The 15,330-nt window shown below is 66.8% G+C and carries 15 protein-coding genes; 5 read left to right on the top strand and 10 right to left on the bottom strand.

Annotated features, from left to right (window positions below; all coding sequences use genetic code 11):
* The first annotated feature begins 831 nt into the window (after positions 1-831).
* The 4 genes from rfbC to rfbA are packed head-to-tail and all read left to right on the top strand — an operon-like array spanning position 832 to position 4,152.
* The gene (rfbC, locus tag AC11WY_RS12450; protein ID WP_482925918.1) at positions 832-1,395 is read left to right on the top strand and encodes a dTDP-4-dehydrorhamnose 3,5-epimerase; all 564 of its coding nucleotides are present in this window, start codon (positions 832-834) and stop codon (positions 1,393-1,395) included.
* Positions 1,392-2,429 carry a dTDP-glucose 4,6-dehydratase gene (gene rfbB, locus AC11WY_RS12445; RefSeq protein WP_482925916.1) on the top strand — a complete coding sequence of 346 codons (1,038 nt, stop codon included), beginning with the start codon at positions 1,392-1,394 and terminating at the stop codon, positions 2,427-2,429. The genes rfbC and rfbB overlap by 4 nt, the downstream gene beginning before the upstream one ends.
* A complete protein-coding gene (gene rfbD, locus AC11WY_RS12440) occupies positions 2,426-3,283 on the top strand; it encodes a dTDP-4-dehydrorhamnose reductase (RefSeq protein WP_482925914.1) in 858 nt (285 codons plus the stop codon). The genes rfbB and rfbD overlap by 4 nt, the downstream gene beginning before the upstream one ends.
* The gene (gene rfbA / locus AC11WY_RS12435) at positions 3,280-4,152 is read left to right on the top strand and encodes a glucose-1-phosphate thymidylyltransferase RfbA (RefSeq protein WP_482925912.1); all 873 of its coding nucleotides are present in this window, start codon (positions 3,280-3,282) and stop codon (positions 4,150-4,152) included. Before rfbD ends, rfbA begins: the two co-directional genes overlap by 4 nt.
* A gap of 2 nt (positions 4,153-4,154) precedes the next feature.
* Here rfbA and AC11WY_RS12430 read toward each other — a convergent pair whose 3' ends face one another.
* The 8 genes from AC11WY_RS12430 to AC11WY_RS12395 all read right to left on the bottom strand — a co-directional run bounded on the left by AC11WY_RS12430 (position 4,155) and on the right by AC11WY_RS12395 (position 11,630).
* Positions 4,155-4,949, bottom strand: coding sequence for a creatininase family protein (locus AC11WY_RS12430; protein WP_482925910.1), 795 nt, complete (start codon positions 4,947-4,949; stop codon positions 4,155-4,157).
* Positions 4,946-5,581 carry an NAD(P)H-dependent oxidoreductase gene (locus tag AC11WY_RS12425; protein WP_482925908.1) on the bottom strand — a complete coding sequence of 212 codons (636 nt, stop codon included), beginning with the start codon at positions 5,579-5,581 and terminating at the stop codon, positions 4,946-4,948. The genes AC11WY_RS12430 and AC11WY_RS12425 overlap by 4 nt, the downstream gene beginning before the upstream one ends.
* Positions 5,581-6,162, bottom strand: coding sequence for an NAD(P)H-dependent oxidoreductase (locus AC11WY_RS12420; RefSeq protein WP_482925906.1), 582 nt, complete (start codon positions 6,160-6,162; stop codon positions 5,581-5,583). Before AC11WY_RS12420 ends, AC11WY_RS12425 begins: the two co-directional genes overlap by 1 nt.
* Before the next feature lie 82 nt (positions 6,163-6,244).
* The gene (locus tag AC11WY_RS12415; protein WP_482925904.1) at positions 6,245-7,648 is read right to left on the bottom strand and encodes an FAD-binding oxidoreductase; all 1,404 of its coding nucleotides are present in this window, start codon (positions 7,646-7,648) and stop codon (positions 6,245-6,247) included.
* Positions 7,645-8,916 carry a cytosine deaminase gene (locus AC11WY_RS12410; protein WP_482925902.1) on the bottom strand — a complete coding sequence of 424 codons (1,272 nt, stop codon included), beginning with the start codon at positions 8,914-8,916 and terminating at the stop codon, positions 7,645-7,647. Before AC11WY_RS12410 ends, AC11WY_RS12415 begins: the two co-directional genes overlap by 4 nt.
* On the bottom strand, positions 8,913-9,776 hold the full coding sequence (locus AC11WY_RS12405) for an ABC transporter permease (protein ID WP_482925900.1): 864 nt from the start codon (positions 9,774-9,776) through the stop codon (positions 8,913-8,915). Before AC11WY_RS12405 ends, AC11WY_RS12410 begins: the two co-directional genes overlap by 4 nt.
* Complete coding sequence (locus AC11WY_RS12400; protein ID WP_482925898.1) at positions 9,773-10,567, bottom strand: ABC transporter ATP-binding protein; 795 nt, start codon at positions 10,565-10,567, stop codon at positions 9,773-9,775. The genes AC11WY_RS12405 and AC11WY_RS12400 overlap by 4 nt, the downstream gene beginning before the upstream one ends.
* Before the next feature lie 55 nt (positions 10,568-10,622).
* Positions 10,623-11,630 (bottom strand): ABC transporter substrate-binding protein, encoded by a 1,008-nt coding sequence (locus AC11WY_RS12395; RefSeq protein ID WP_482925896.1) that lies wholly within the window; start codon positions 11,628-11,630, stop codon positions 10,623-10,625.
* A gap of 214 nt (positions 11,631-11,844) precedes the next feature.
* On the opposite strand from AC11WY_RS12395, the gene AC11WY_RS12390 reads away from it, so the two are divergent.
* The gene (locus AC11WY_RS12390) at positions 11,845-12,234 is read left to right on the top strand and encodes a RidA family protein (RefSeq protein WP_482925894.1); all 390 of its coding nucleotides are present in this window, start codon (positions 11,845-11,847) and stop codon (positions 12,232-12,234) included.
* 71 nt (positions 12,235-12,305) lie between these two features.
* Here AC11WY_RS12390 and AC11WY_RS12385 read toward each other — a convergent pair whose 3' ends face one another.
* Both AC11WY_RS12385 and AC11WY_RS12380 read right to left on the bottom strand, forming a co-directional pair.
* Positions 12,306-13,562, bottom strand: coding sequence for a (Fe-S)-binding protein (locus tag AC11WY_RS12385; protein WP_482925892.1), 1,257 nt, complete (start codon positions 13,560-13,562; stop codon positions 12,306-12,308).
* Between the two features lie 12 nt (positions 13,563-13,574).
* Positions 13,575-15,320, bottom strand: a complete 1,746-nt coding sequence (locus tag AC11WY_RS12380) for a nickel-dependent hydrogenase large subunit (protein ID WP_482925890.1) — start codon at positions 15,318-15,320, stop codon at positions 13,575-13,577.
* Between the last annotated feature and the right edge of the window lie 10 nt (positions 15,321-15,330).

Here is a 15,330-nt window from a genome sequence, read left to right as displayed (position 1 = left end):
ATCGGGAAAGCGCGCCTCGAAAGCCTGGCGCGACATTGGGCGATCAGATTTCCAGCGGGCGGGCATGTGAGAACAATACGGAAACGCGACGCCTGCCGCAAGCCCTCGCACCACATGTTGTGGCTCCGGAGTCAGGGGGATAAGCCTTAATGGACAACATGCACGCGCGGCCGTCAGCAGCCGCTCGCGATCTGGAATTGCGGAATTACAGAGAGTCGCCGCATTGCGGCATGACCTGTGGTGGCCAGCCCCGCAGGGATTCGACGGAGTGCCGGAAGATTGGGCGGATCCGCCATATCGAAGGCAGTTTCTGCCGAGGAAATCCGCGAATCGCGCGGTTCGCCACCTCCGCCAGGGCTCAACCGCCACCTCCGCGCAAGCCCCGCAGGGCTGTGCGTTGCTTCCCCCGCATCCCGACCGCCACATCCTCAGGCGCCATCGCGCGGATCGCCCTTGTCGGGCGCGCAGGAAGGCGCGTCGTGATGCCTGACGCAGAAACCGGAGCGCGGCCTGGGGCACGCAGGCAACCCGGCTCGTCGCGGATCCCGGAGCCCCCGCCCGATCTGCCATCGCCCGTGGGTGAATGGACCGTGACGGGTATGGCGGAGCGTGCCATGGCCTCTACGTGAACCTGCTCCCTTCAGCCCTGGAGGGATTCTGCACATCCGATCCCGTCCCGCGCCTGTCCTGCGCCAGGGTTTTTTGCCGTCGCGGCCACTGTTCCCGGTTTGATGCCGAGGCCGGATGTGGCGGCGGGTGACAGGTCCGCTCGCGCGTGCTAGCCAACGCCGCACAATGGGTTTCCCAACCCGCCCTGGAAGGGTGCCGCAGATGAAGATCGAGACCACCCGCCTTCCCGGCGTGCTGATCCTGACGCCGCGCCGCTTTGGCGATGCGCGGGGTTTCTTCAGCGAAAGCTGGAACCGGAAGACGCTGGAGGCGGCGGGGCTGGACCTGCCGACCTTCGTGCAGGACAACCACTCGCTGTCGGCGCGCGCGGGGACGATCCGGGGGCTCCACTTTCAGGCGCCGCCACATGCACAGGGCAAGCTGGTACGGTGCGGGCGCGGGCGGCTCAGGGATGTGGCGGTGGATGTGCAGCGCGGTTCGCCGACCTATGGGCAATGGGTGGCGGAAGAACTGAGCTTCGAGAACGGTCGCCAGCTCTGGATTCCGGCGGGGTTCCTGCACGGGTTCCTGACGCTCGAGGACGACACCGAGATCGTCTACAAGTGCACCGACCACTATGCCCCCGACTGCGACGGGGCGGTGCGCTGGGACAGCGCCGGGATCGACTGGGGCTGGGCGGGCGCGCCGGTGCTGTCGGACAAGGACGCCGCCGCGCAGGCGCTGACCGATTTCCAATCCCCTTTCGTCTGGGAGCAGCGGCCATGAAGATCCTCGTCACCGGAGGCGCCGGGTTCATCGGTTCGGCCGTGGTCCGGCTGGCGATCGCGCGCGGGCATTGCGTGGTGAACCTTGACGCGCTGACCTATGCCGCCTGTCTCGACAACGTCGCCTCGGTCTCGACGGCGCCGGGCTATGCCTTCGAACAGGCCGACATCCGCGACCGCGCGGCGGTCGACCGGATTCTGGCGGTGCACCGGCCCGATGCGATCATGCATCTGGCGGCGGAAAGCCATGTGGATCGCTCGATCGACGGGCCCGGGGCCTTCATCGAGACCAACGTCACCGGCACCTACAACATGCTGGAGGCGGCGCGGGCCTACTGGCAGCGCGAGGGCAAACCGGCCGGCTTCCGGTTCCACCACATCTCGACCGATGAGGTCTTCGGGACGCTGGGCGACGCCGGCAAGTTCACCGAAGACACGCCCTATGCGCCGAACTCGCCCTATTCCGCCTCGAAGGCGGCGAGCGATCATCTGGTGCGGGCCTGGGCCGAGACCTACGGGTTGCCGGTGGTGATGACGAATTGTTCCAACAACTACGGGCCGTTCCATTTCCCGGAAAAGCTGGTGCCGGTGGTGATCCTGAACGCGCTGGCGGGCAAGCCGATCCCGGTTTACGGACAGGGGCTGAACATTCGTGACTGGTTGTTCGTAGAGGATCACGCCGACGCGCTGCTGCTGGTGCTGGAAAAGGGCGCGCTGAGGCGCAGCTACAACATCGGCGGCGAGAACGAGGCCCGCAACATCGACCTGGTGCGGTCGATCTGCACCATCCTTGACCGGCTGCGGCCGCAGGGTGCGCCACATGAACGATTGATCACTTATGTCGCTGACCGACCGGGCCACGACGCGCGATATGCCATCGACCCGCGCCGTATCCGCGAGGAACTGGGCTGGCGCCCATCGGTGACACTGGAGGAGGGACTGGAGCGGACCGTCGCCTGGTATCTGGCGAACGAGGGCTGGTGGCGCGCGCTGCAAACCCGCGACGGCGTCGGCCAGCGGTTGGGGGTGGCATGAGGCTGCTGATCTTCGGCAAGACCGGGCAGGTCGCCACGGAACTCGCGCGGCTGGTGCAAGAGGCGGTGTTCCTCGGTCGCGATCAGGCGGACCTGATGAATCCGGCAGCCTGCGCGGCGGCGATTGCCGCCCATACCCCGGAGGCGGTGATCAATGCCGCCGCCTGGACCGCCGTCGACAGGGCCGAGGCCGATGAAGCCGCAGCCCATGTCGTGAACGCCGAAGCGCCTGGCGCGATGGCGCGGGAATGCGCGGCACGCGGCATCCCGTTCGTCCATGTCTCCACCGATTACGTCTTCGACGGCTCGGGCGAGTGTCCCTGGCGGCCGGATGATGCAACCGGCCCGCTGAGCGCCTATGGCCGCACCAAACTGGCGGGCGAGCAGGCGGTGCGGGCGGCGGGCGGCCCCCATGCGATCCTGCGCACCTCCTGGGTATTCTCGGCGCAGGGCGCGAACTTCGTGAAGACCATGCTGCGGCTCAGCGAGACCCGCGATGCGCTGAACGTGGTGGCTGACCAGATCGGCGGGCCGACCCCGGCCGCCGCCATCGCCGCCGCGCTGCTGCGCATCGCGCAGGTGCTGCGCGACCGCCGGGAGGCGACCGGCACCTACCACTTCGCGGGCACCCCGGATGCAGGCTGGGCCGACTTCGCCCGCGAGATCTTCGCGCAGGCGGGCCGCCCCGTGATGGTGACCGATATTCCGACCTCGGCCTACCCGACCCCGGCGCGCCGCCCGGCCAACTCGCGGCTCGACTGCACCACATTTGAACGAACATTCGGTCTGCCACGCCCCGACTGGCGCGCGGGGCTGGCCGAAGTACTGAACGATCTGACAAGGGGCACGGCATGACACGCAAGGGCATCATCCTCGCCGGCGGCTCCGGCACCCGGCTTTACCCGATCACGATGGGCGTCTCGAAGCAGCTTCTGCCGCTCTACGACAAGCCGATGATCTACTACCCGCTGACGGTGCTGATGCTGGCGGGCATCCGCGAGGTGCTGATCATCACCACGCCCGACGACCAGTCGCAGTTCACGCGGCTGCTGGGCGACGGCAGCCAGTGGGGCCTGAGCCTGAGCTACATCATCCAGCCCTCGCCCGACGGTCTCGCGCAGGCGTATATCCTGGGCGAGGAGTTCCTTGCCGGTGCCCCCTCGGCGATGGTGCTGGGCGACAACATCTTCTTCGGCCACGGCCTGCCGCAGGTGCTGGCCGCGGCGGATGCGCGGACCATCGGCGGCACCGTTTTCGGCTACCGCGTCGCGGACCCCGAACGCTATGGCGTGGTGGACTTCGACGCCGACGGCACTGTCCGCGCGATCATCGAGAAGCCTCCGGTGCCGCCTTCGGACTATGCCGTGACCGGGCTCTATTTCCTCGACGGCACCGCCCCGGCGAAGGCCCGCGCGGTGACCCCCTCGCCGCGCGGCGAGCTGGAGATCGTGACGCTGCTGGAAATGTACCTCGCCGAGGGCACGCTGCAGGTGGAAAAGATGGGCCGCGGCTATGCCTGGCTCGACACCGGCACCCACGCGAGCCTGCTTGACGCCGGCAACTTCGTGCGCACGCTGGAACAGCGCCAGGGCCTGCAGGTCGGCAGCCCCGACGAAATCGCCTACGCCGCTGGCTGGATCGACCGCGACGGCCTGATCCGGCAGGCCCGGCTGTTCGGCAAGACCGACTATGGACGCTATCTGGAGCGGCTCGCCCGCGAGTAGGCTCAGAACGCCGGGATCACCGGATCGAAGCCGTCGAGCGGCACCCGCGCGACCTCCCGCAGCAGCGCCACGAAGCCCCGGACCTGATGTTCCGCCGTCGCCCGGCCTTTTTCGGCCGTGCCGATGGCCGCGTTGCCGACCGTCCCTGCGGGGTTCAGGTCACGCGCGATCCAGCCGTAGGAGAGCGGTCCCGTTGGCGGGATGCTTGCCCCCTCTGCGCTGGAACGGAAGTTGCGCGCGACGGCCATGTCCACCGTCTCGGGGCGGAAGGCGCGCATCAGCGAGGTCTCCATGTCGCCGCCATGGATGCCGAACTTCAGTTCATGCGCAGGATACATCCCCTCTGGTGCGCCGAACCCGCTCCACTGGCACTTCACTGCCAGCATCCCCGCACGCACGCGCAGTTCGCGCGACAGGATCGAGATCAGGTCGAGGTTGCCGCCGTGGCTGTTGATCAGCACGATCTTGCGCACCCCGGCGCGGGCAACGGACAGACCGATCTCGGTCCAGATCCTCAGCGCGGTCTCGGCCGACAGCGTCAGGGTTCCAGACGAGAACAAATGTTCGTTCGACTTTCCGACCGCCTGCACCGGCAGGATGCGGATGTCGAGATCATCCGGGCAGGTGCGGCGCAGTTCCGTCAGCATCCCCTCGGCGATCATCGTGTCGGTGCCCACCGGCAGGTGGGGCCCGTGCTGCTCGATCGCGGCCGTGGGCAGGATGGCGATCGTCCGCATCGGGTCGATGGCGGCGAATTCGGGCGCGCGGTATTGCGCCCAGTCAAGGCGGCGGGTCATTCGGCAGCCCTTTCGGTTGCGGCGTGCGGCATGGCGCTGCCAAGGAAACGGTCGGCCTTGTGCCGGACCCGCGCCAGATGGCGGGTCCGGCTTGCCGGGGTGGAACTGTCCATCAGGTAATGCGCGGCGAACACCGTGCGGCAGCGCGGCGCGCAGATCAGCCGCAGCCCGCGCAGGATCGTCCGCCGCCCCGGCGCGCCGACAAGGCGGGTCAACCACCAGCTTGCGCCGCAGGTGGTGAACACGCCCAGCCGGGTGACCTGCGTCAGCCCGGGCCGGATCGTGGCCTTCGCCGTGGCCGGCATGATGAAAGCGACATCGGGCAGCATCACCCGCTCCAGCCAGCCTTTCAGCATCGCGGGCAACCCGTACCACCAGGTCGGGTAGACGAAGATCAGCGTGTCGCACCACTGCAGGTCCGCCACTTCGGTGGCGACTGCGGCGCGGTTGGCGGGGCAATTCTGATAGCCCTCCCACTCGGCGCGCGTCAGGACCGGCCGGAAGTCGCCCGCGTAAAGATCGTGCAGCCGCACTTCGGCTCCGGCCTGCGCCAGCCGGTCCAGCACCGCATCGCGCACGGCGGCGGTAAAGCTGCCAGGCGAGGGATGGCAATAGACCACAAGGGCGCGCATCAGAGCCGTTCCATCTCTCCGGCCACACGGGTCAGAAAGCGCGTCCGCTGCGCCTCGGTGACCCGGTTCATGTCGTAGAGCGCAAGATAGCGCATCCGCTCGGGGCGGCACACATGCCACAGCGCGCGGCGCACCACATGGCGCGGCGGATCGCCCGCCATCAGCGCGCGCATCCGCGTGCCGCCATAGGTGGTGACGGCGGCGAGCTTGCGGATATGGGTCAGGTTCGGCTTCACCAACCCGTCTTCCAGCCGGAACGAGACGCCGGGCAGGAAGACACGGTCGAAGAAGCCCTTCAGGATCGCCGGATAGCCGAAGTTCCAGACCGGAAACACCAGCACCAGCGCCTCGGCGCGCCGCACCCGCTCGACGTAGTCCTTCACCGGTTCAAGGTTCGGTCCGACCTCGTGATAACCGCGGCGCTCGGCTTTGGTCAGCACCGGGCTGAACCCTTCGGCGTTCAGGTCGCAGTCATCCACCTCCCAGCCGCGTTTGGTCAGGGTCTCGATGACCGTCTTGTGCAGCGAAGCCGAAAAACTCTCCGGGCAGGGATGCGCGAACAGCACGAGGGCGCGGGTCATGTCCTACCCCATTCACATTGGCGAAAATATCCCCGTGGGCGGGCTGGGGGGCAGAGAGCCCCCTGCGGCGCAACGGTCACGCTCATTCCGCCGCCTGCATCTTGGGATAGGCGTAGATGCGGTCGAAGGCCCAGGCCGGATCATCCCAGGCGATCATCTTGCCGGGGTTCAGCAGGCCCTTGGGGTCGGCCTCGCGCTTGAAGGCGAGTTGCCGGGCGTCCACCGTCTGCCGCCCGCCTTCCTCCAGCGTGTAGCGGTGCGGGTTGAAGATCATGCAGCCGAGGCTTTCGTGAATGCGGATGATCTCGTCCAGCCGCGCCTCGGTAGTGAACTTGACCATCGAGAGGCCCGCAAACATCACGTGGCCATGCTCGCGCATCACTTCCAGATGCTGGGTCACCTCGCCGGGGAAGGCGGCGCGGACCGCTTCGATCAAGGCAAGGTAGTCGGGGAAGCCATAGCGGACCTGCAGGTAGGTGATCGTCGGGTCCACTTTCAGCGCCCGCAGCGTGGTGTGATTCCAGCCGTATTCGTAGACCGGCCCCGGCTCGCGCGGCCAGCCGCCCGTGTCCGACCGCCAGATCACCTGCGCGCCGGGATGGCGGGCGGTGAAGATGGCAAAGGCGTCCATTGCCTGCGGCGCCACCATCAGGCCGACAAGATGCGGCGCGCCCGCGGGGACATGCGGCGCCACACGCTGGAAAAAGGCGGTGCCGATCGGCGCCTCGAAGACCGAGGCGAGCTTGATCAGGATGCCGTCCTCCTCGGCCAGATCGGCGGCAAAGCCCGCCGCCGCGGGGAAGCTCGGGCAGGCCACGAAGATCTCGACCCAGTCATAGGCGGGGGCGAGCGGCAGTTCGACCTCGGTGATGATCCCGTTGGTGCCGTAGGCATGGCTGACGCGCGGCAGTTCCTCGCCGCGGAATTCGAGGATGCGGGGCTCGGCCTCCATCGTCACCACGCGCAGGCGGACGATGTTGCCCAAGTCGCGCAGCGCGCCCCAGCGCACCGAGCCGACACCGCCCGAGCCGCCCGCGACGAAGCCGCCGATGGTGGCGGTGGCGGCAGTCGAGGGCATCATGCGCAGTTCCTGCCCCGAATGGGCGCGGGTTTCGGCATCCAGATCGCGGATCACGCAGCCCGGTTCGGCGATCACCCGGCCGGGGTGAATCTCCCTGACCTTGTTGAAGGCGCGCATGTGGATCACGCAGCCCCCCGCCAGCGGCATCGCCTGGCCGTAATTCCCGGTGCCCGCGCCCCGCGTGGTCACCGGCACGTCATGGGCATAGCAGACCTTCAGCACCTCGATCACCTCGGCCTCGGTGCGCGGCGAGACGACGAAATCGGCCGTCAGGTGGTCCATCCGGGCCTTCAGCACCGGCGAATACCAGAAGAAATCGCGGCTTTTGGCGCGGATCGACACCGGGTTCTCGTCAAGGTCGAGGTGGGCGAGGGCGGCTTTGGCGGCGGCAACGTTCGGGGTCATAGCGGCTCCATCAAGGGGTCCAGCTCGGCGTAGTCGGGCAGGGTGCGGTCGATCGGACGCCCGGCACGGATCACGATGCGGTCGGCTTGCGGGCGGGCAAACAGTTCGGTCCAGCCGCGCGCCTTGCAGATCACCAGATCGGCGGGCGCGCCGGGGGCAAGGCTCGGGGCGGCAAAGCCGCAGGCGGCGGCAGGGGTAGTGGTGAAGGCGCGCACCCAGTCGGTGCCGGTATGGTCAAGGTGGGCGATCCGGGTCGCCTCGCGCATCACCTCGATCATGTCGAGATCGCCATAGGCGTAGAACGGGTCGCGCGTGTTGTCGGACGCGAAGGCCACCGGGATGCCGCGCGCCTTCATCTCGTGCACCAGCGTCACGCCGCGCCAGCGCGGGGTGCGGTTGGCGGTGCGGTCCTGCAGATACATGTTGCACATCGGCAGGCTGACGACGTTCAGCCCGGCCTTCGCCACCAGATCGAGCGTCTTCAGCGCCTCCGCCTCGGGCTGCACCGCCAGCGAGCAGCAGTGACCCACCGTCACCGGGGCATCGAAGCCGGTTTCGATCACGATCCGCGCGATCTCGCGCAGGGTGGCGACCGAGGCGTCGCCGGTTTCATCGACATGGAAATCGGTGTGCAACCCGCGTTCGGCGGCCAGCCGGAAGAAGCCCCTGATGCGGTCGGTCAGATCGGGCACCGGGTAGGTGACCATCCCCAGCACGCCACCCGATTCCGCCACGAGGTCGGCCGTTGTCACGAAGGCGCCCGCCATGTCGGCCATGTCGCAGCCGATCAGGCAGCTAGCCTGCAACGCGATGCGCCCGGCCCACTCGGCCCGAACCTCGCGGAACACCGGAAAGCTGATGCCATCCTGCGGCGGGATCGAGTCGAGGTGGGTGCGGATCGCCCGTGTCCCGTGGGCATAGGCGCATTTCAACGCGAAGGTCATGCGGGCGCGCACATCCTCGGCGGTCCAGCGCGCGGTGCGGTCGGCGCCCACCGTGGTGAGCGCGCCCATGAAGGTGCCGTCGGGGTTGGGCGAGCGCGCCCAGATGTGGCCCTTGTCCAGATGGGTGTGCATGTCGACGAAGGCGGGGAACACCATCGCCCCCTTCATGTCCACCGGCAGGCCGGGGCCCTCGACGATCCGCCCCGCCTCGATGGTGATCGAACGGCGGACCAGATCGCCCGGCTCGCCCAGCAGGCAGGCGGGCAGGGTCGCGTTTTCCAGCGTCAGGCGCGGGGCGTCGGGCAGGGTCAGAAAATCACTCATGTTTCCCGCTTTACCGCGCTTTCGTGCCACTTGTGCAAGAGCAAATGGCTGATCAATGACAGCACCGCGAAAATCGCGACGCCGGTGAAGGCGATCAGCAGGAGCGCCGCGAACATGCGCGGAATGTTCAGCCGGTAGCCCGCTTCAAGGATGCGGAAGGCCAGCCCCGACCCGATGCCGCCGGTGCCCGCGACATATTCCGCCACCACCGCCCCGATCAGGCTGAGGCCCCCCGCGATGCGCAACCCGCCCAGAAAGTAGGGCAGCGCCGAGGGGATTTGCAGGTAGCGCAGCCGCTGCCAGCGGGTGGCGCCGTAGATGCCAAACATGTCGCGCAGGTTGTGATCGGCCGACCGCAGCCCCAGCGTGGTGTTCGACAGCACCGGAAAGAACGCCACCAGCCAGGCGCAGAGCAGCAGCCCCACCAGCCGGTTGCTGACATAAATGAAGATCAGCGGCGCGACCGAGACGACCGGGGTCACCTGCAGGATCACCGCGAAGGGGTAGAACGACATTTCCACCCAGCGATTCTGGGTGAACAGGATCGCCAACCCCGCCCCGCCGATCACCGCCACGCTCAGCGCCATCAACGTGATTTCCAGCGTCACCAGCAGCGCCGGAAACAGGATGCCTGCGTCCTGGATCAGCGTCTGGATCACCAGGAACGGGCCGGGCAGGATGTATTTCGGAATGGCGTTCCAGACCACGATCCGGTCCCACAGCACGATCGCCGCCGCCATCACGAGGATCGGCAGCAGCCAGCGACCGACCCGCTCGATCCGCTGCGAGCGGGCGCGGCGCTGTTCCTCCAGATCGACGGAGACCTCCGCCGCGGGGGCGCCGGTTTCGGTGATCGTCATGCCACCTCTCCCATCGCCTGATAAAGCGCGTCCGAGGTCGCCCGGCAGTGCGCCGCGTATTCGGCCGAGGTGCGGAACGCCTCGCTGCGCGGATAGGGCGCGTCGATCGGGAATTCCTGGATCACCCGGCCGGGGCGGGCGGCCATCACCACGACCCGGTCCGACAGGAACACGCTTTCAAAGACCGAGTGGGTGACGAAGATGATGGTGCAGCCGATCTTGGCCTTCAGGTCCAGCAAATCCTTGTTCAGCTTGTGCCGCGTGATCTCGTCCAGCGCGGCGAAGGGTTCGTCCATCAGGATCAGGCGCGGGTTCGTCACCAGCGCGCGGGCGATCGACACCCGCATCTTCATGCCGCCCGAAAGTTCGCGCGGGTAGGCGTTCAGGAACGTCTCCAGCCCGACCAGCCGCAGAACCTCCAGCACCTCGTCCTTGACCGAGTTGTAGCTTTGCCCGCGCAGGCGGAACGGCAGCCAGACATTCTGCGCCACCGTCGCCCAGGGCATCAGCGTGGGTTCCTGGAACACCACGCTGAGGTCGCCCGAGGCGTGCGCGCCTTCCCACAGGATGCGCCCGGCGGTCGGGTGGCTCAGCCCCGCCAGCAGTCGCAGCGCGGTGGACTTGCCGCACCCCGACGGGCCAAGGAGCGAGATGAAATCGCCCTCGTTCACGGTCAGCGACATGTGCTGAAGGGCAACCACGTTGCCGTTGAATGTCTTGTCCACCCGCGCCATTTCCAGCACCCTGGGGCGCTGGCCAAGTGGCTGGATGGCACGGCGTACGACGGCCATATGCCCCTCCGCTTCGTTTCTTGGGCGGGGCCAGCGCGGCCCCGCCGACAGGGGATCAGTTTTTCGGGCGCAGGTCGAGGCCGACGCCTTGGTCGACGAAGGCGGTCGAGTAAGTCTTCTTGTAGTCGAGGTCGGCCTTCACCACGCCGGCCGCCACCATCTTGTCGAAGAAGTCCTTCACCCGCGCGTCGGTGATCGCGCCGATCCCCATCGTCAGCGTGTCGCCCGAGTCGACGACCCCGTTCGACTTCATCTTGTCGATGGCGAATGCGATCTGGTCATCCGTCATGTCCGGATTGTCCTTCTTGATCAGCGCGTTGGCCGCCGAATTGTCGTGGTAAAGGTAGTTGTACCAACCCTTGATCGAGCTCTCGACAAAGCACTTCACCACCTCCGGCTTCGACTTCACGGTGTCGGCCATCGTCTCGATCAGGGTGGAGTAGGTTGACCAGCCATAGTCGGCGATCAGGTAGACGTCGGGTTTGAAGCCGCCCTGCTTTTCCACCATCATCGGTTCCGACGACAGGTAGCCCTGCATCCCGATGTTGTCGTTGGCGATAAACGGCGCCGGGTTGAAGGTGTAGACCTGACGGTTCTCGTCCTTGAAACCCATCGTCTTCACCATCCACTGGTAGAAGCTGGCGTAGCCCTGATCGCTGATCAGCAGCTTCATGTCTTTCAGGTCGGCCAGCGTCTTGCCCTTGCCCGGATGGGTCAGGATCACCTGCGGTTCCTTCTGGAACGCGGCGGCGACGGCCACCACCGGCACGTCCTGATCGGCGGCGTTGAACTCCTCCAGCAGGTTGCCGGCCATGATGAAGTCTTCCTTCCCGGCCAGCATCTGGGCGCGGTTGTTCACCTGCGGCCCGCCGGGAATGATGGTCACATCCAGCCCGCAGGCGGCATAGGTGCCGTCGGCCACGGCTTGGTAGAACCCGCCGTGCTCGGCCTGTGCCAGCCAGTTGGTGCCGAAGCTGACCTTGGTATTGGCCAGCGCCATGCCAGCCACGCTGATCAGCGACAGGGCAAGCGTGGAGGTCTGCGCGATGGATTTGAAGTGCATGACGTGCTCCGAAATGATTCTCATGGATGGACGCTAGAGCCCAAGCCGCGTGCTTTCCCGGCTGGTCGGAAAGATAGCCCCCTCGCCGCGTGTCGACGCCTGTTTTTAGACCGCTTTCAATCGGTGACGCACAAATTTACACCGGTCAAGTCTGTTTCCTCGCCACCCCGCCGCCCCTAGGATCGGCAGCACCGTCCCCGCCCCGGAGGTTCCGATGAAGGTTCTCGCCCCCGTCTCGATCAGCCCGCCGTTCGGGCGCTATGCGCATGGCGTCGAATGCCCGCCGGGGGCGCGACTGGTGGTGACCTCAGGGCAACTGGCGCTGGCGGCCGATGGCTCCGTGCCCGCGGGCGCCGAGGCGCAGGCGCGGCTGTGCTTCGCCAACTGCACGGCGATCCTGGCCGAGGCCGGGATGGGCCCGGCCGACGTGATCCGCATCAACGCCTTCATCACCGACAGGGCGCATATGGCGTGCTACATGGCCGCCCGCGACGCCTGGCTGGCGGGGGTGGCGCGGCTCCCCGCCTCCACCCTCGTCATCGTCACGGGCTTCACGCGCCCCGCGTTTCTGGTGGAGGTCGAGGTCACGGCCGCCGCGCTTTAGCCCAATCGTGACGGGTTGCGTCACGTCGCCCCGGCGGATCAGCATCGGCGCCTGACAAGCAGGCAACCGCCTCAACTGGACTTCGCGTCCTCGACAAGGTTCTCGGCGACGATCTCGACCAGACTTTCCAGCCCGCCGTCCCATTTCCAGTGCAGCTTGCTTTCGTCCATCGTCAGGCGACAGTTGGCGCAGGCCGACACCAGAGTGTGGGTGCCGGTCGCCTCGACCTGGTCGATCTTAATCTTGAACACCTTGTGGCGCAGATCGGCCGCCCGCCCGATCGCCTGCACCCCGCCGCCGCCGCCACAGCACCAGTTCAACTCGGCCGTCGGCGTCATCTCGTGGAAGTCGGTCGCGAACCCGTCGAGGATGTAGCGCGCATCCGCCGCCGCGCCGCCGCGACGCGAGACCTGACAGGGGTCGTGGTAGGTCATCGGCGTGTCGTAGGGCTTCAGCTTCAGCTTGCCCTCGCGCTTCAGCCTGGCGATGTATTCGGTGATGTGCAGCACCTCGAACGGCAACGGCCGCCCGAGGATGTTCGCAGCCCCCCAGCGCATCACGCCATAGGCGTGGCCGCATTCCGGGATCACCACCGTCTTGGCGCCCAGCGCCTCGGCCGCGTCGACGATGCGGTTCAGCATGATCTTGGCAACGTCGCCCTTGCCGGCCAGAAAGCCGAAGTTCGTCGCCTCGTAGCCGTGGGTGGAATAGGTCCAGTCCACCCCGGCGTGGTTCATGATCTTCGCCATCGCCGACAGCGAGGTCGGATACTTCATCGCCTCGATGGAAGAGACGGTCAGCAGCACTTCGGCGTGCGTCTTGTCCACCTGCATCTCGACGTCCTGATCGTCGGCCAGCCATTCCAGCCGGTCGCTCAGCTTTTCCGGCGTCAGCCCCAGCGGGCTGCCGTGGTCGCGCGAATTGTCGGCCGCGGCAAACAGGTCGCTTGGCCCCAGCCCCGCCGCCGCCCAGGCCTTGCGCGCCTGACCCACGATCGAGGCGATGTCGATGCCCATCGGGCACACCTCGGTGCAGCGCCCGCACATGGTGCAGGTGTCGAAGATCAGTTCTTCCCACTCCTTCAGGTCGGTCTCGGTGATCTTCGGCGCGAGGCCAAGCCACTTCAGCGGCCATTTCTGGCCCTTGTAGGCCTTGGCGATCGGGAACAGCTTGTAGGCCGGCGTGTGGCGCGGGTCGCCCGAGGTTCGGTAGAATAGGCAGGCATCGGCGCATTGGCCGCAATGCACGCAAGCCTCCAGATAGCTGACCAGGTGTTCCTCGGTCTGGGCGAGAAAGGTCCGGGTCGCGGCAGCGACGTCGATGGTCATGGCCTTGCCCTTTCAGGTGACGTTGATCTGCACCAGTTCCTCGCCATCCGGGTCGGTGACGTGGACGGCGCAGGCGATGCAGGGGTCGAAGCTGTGGATGGTGCGCTGAATTTCCAGCGGCTGCTTGGGGTCGTAAAGCGTGTGACGGTCCATCAGTGCGGCCTCATAGGGGCCGGGCTTGCCGTTCGGGTCGCGCGGGCCGGCGTTCCAGGTCGAGGGGACCACCGCCTGATAATTGTCGATCTTGCCGTTCTTGATCACGACCCAATGCGCCAGCGCCCCGCGCGGCGCCTCCATGAAGCCGACGCCCTTCGCCTCGGCGGGCCAGGTCGAGGGATCCCATTTCGCCTCGTTGTGCACCGACAGATCGCCCGCCTTGATGTTGGCGACGAGGTTGTCATACCAGATCATCATCTGATCGCCGATGATCTTGCTTTCCAGCGTCCGCGCCGCCGTCCGCCCCATCGTCGAGAACATCGCCGTCAGCGGCAGGTCAAGCTGCTTCAGTGCGCTGTCGGCCAGTGCCTTTGTCGGCTCATGCCCCTTGGCATAAAGCATCAGCACGCGGGCAAGCGGCCCGACCTCCATCACGTTGCCTCTCCAGCGCGGCGATTTCAGCCAGGAATAGTCCTTCTCGACATCAAGCTGCGTGAAGGGCGGCTTCGGGCCGGTGTAATGCAGGTTGGTCTCTCCGTCGTAGGGGTGCAGCCCCTTCGCCTTGCCGTCGGCGTAGTCGTAGTAGGAGTGCGACACGAACTCCTGAATCTCGTCGGGGTTGTTGATGTCGATCGGGTGGATGGTGGTCAGGTCGCGGTTCAGGATCGCGCCCGAGGGGATCAGCCAGGTGGACGGATCGCCCATGCCCTTTTCGGGGAAGTCGCCGAAGGTCAGGAAGTTGCCCACGCCCTCGCCGCGCGCGAACCAGTCCTTGTAGAAACTGGCGATCGCCAGCGTGTCGGGCACATAGACCTGATCGACGAAAGTCTGCATCTTGACGATGACCGACTTGATCTGGTCCAGCCCTGCCATGTTCAGCGCGGTGCCCGAAACGCCCCCCGTGGCGCCGGGGTTCACCGAGATCGGCGACGGCGAGCCGCCGACGAGGAAGTTCGGGTGCGGGTTCTTGCCGCCGAAGATGGTGTGGATCTGCACCACCTCGCGCTGCCATTGCAGCGCCTCCAGGTAATGCGCGACCGCCATCAGGTTCGCCTCGGGCGGCAGCTTGAAGCCGGGGTTGCCCCAGAAGCCGTTGGCAAAGATGCCAAGCTGGCCACCCTCGACGAAGGTCTTGATCTTCTTCTGCACGTCCGCGAAGTAGCCGGGGCTGGACTTCGGCCAGGCCGAGATCGACTGCGCCAGCGTTGATGTCGCCGCCGGGTCGGCCTTCAGCGCCGAAACGACATCCACCCAGTCGAGCGCATGCAGGTGGTAGAAGTGCATCACATGGTCATGCACATACTGCGCCGCGATCATCAGGTTGCGGATCAGTTGCGCATTCGGCGGGATCGGGTAGTTCAGCGCGTTTTCCACCGCGCGCACCGAGGCGATGCCGTGCACAAGCGTGCAGACGCCGCAGATGCGCTGCGCAAAGGCCCAGGCCTCGCGCGGGTCGCGGCCCTTCAGGATCAGCTCGATCCCGCGCACCATCGTGCCGGATGAATAGGCGCTGGTGATGCTGCCATCGGCGGCGGTTTCGGCCTCGATGCGCAGGTGCCCCTCGATACGGGTGATCGGGTCGACAACGACACGTTGGGTCATGGTTTCAGTC

This window comes from Solirhodobacter sp. (assembly GCF_964715405.1).
The sequence above is the reverse complement of the archived record's forward strand: the minus strand, read 5'-3'. Positions and strand labels throughout refer to the sequence as shown.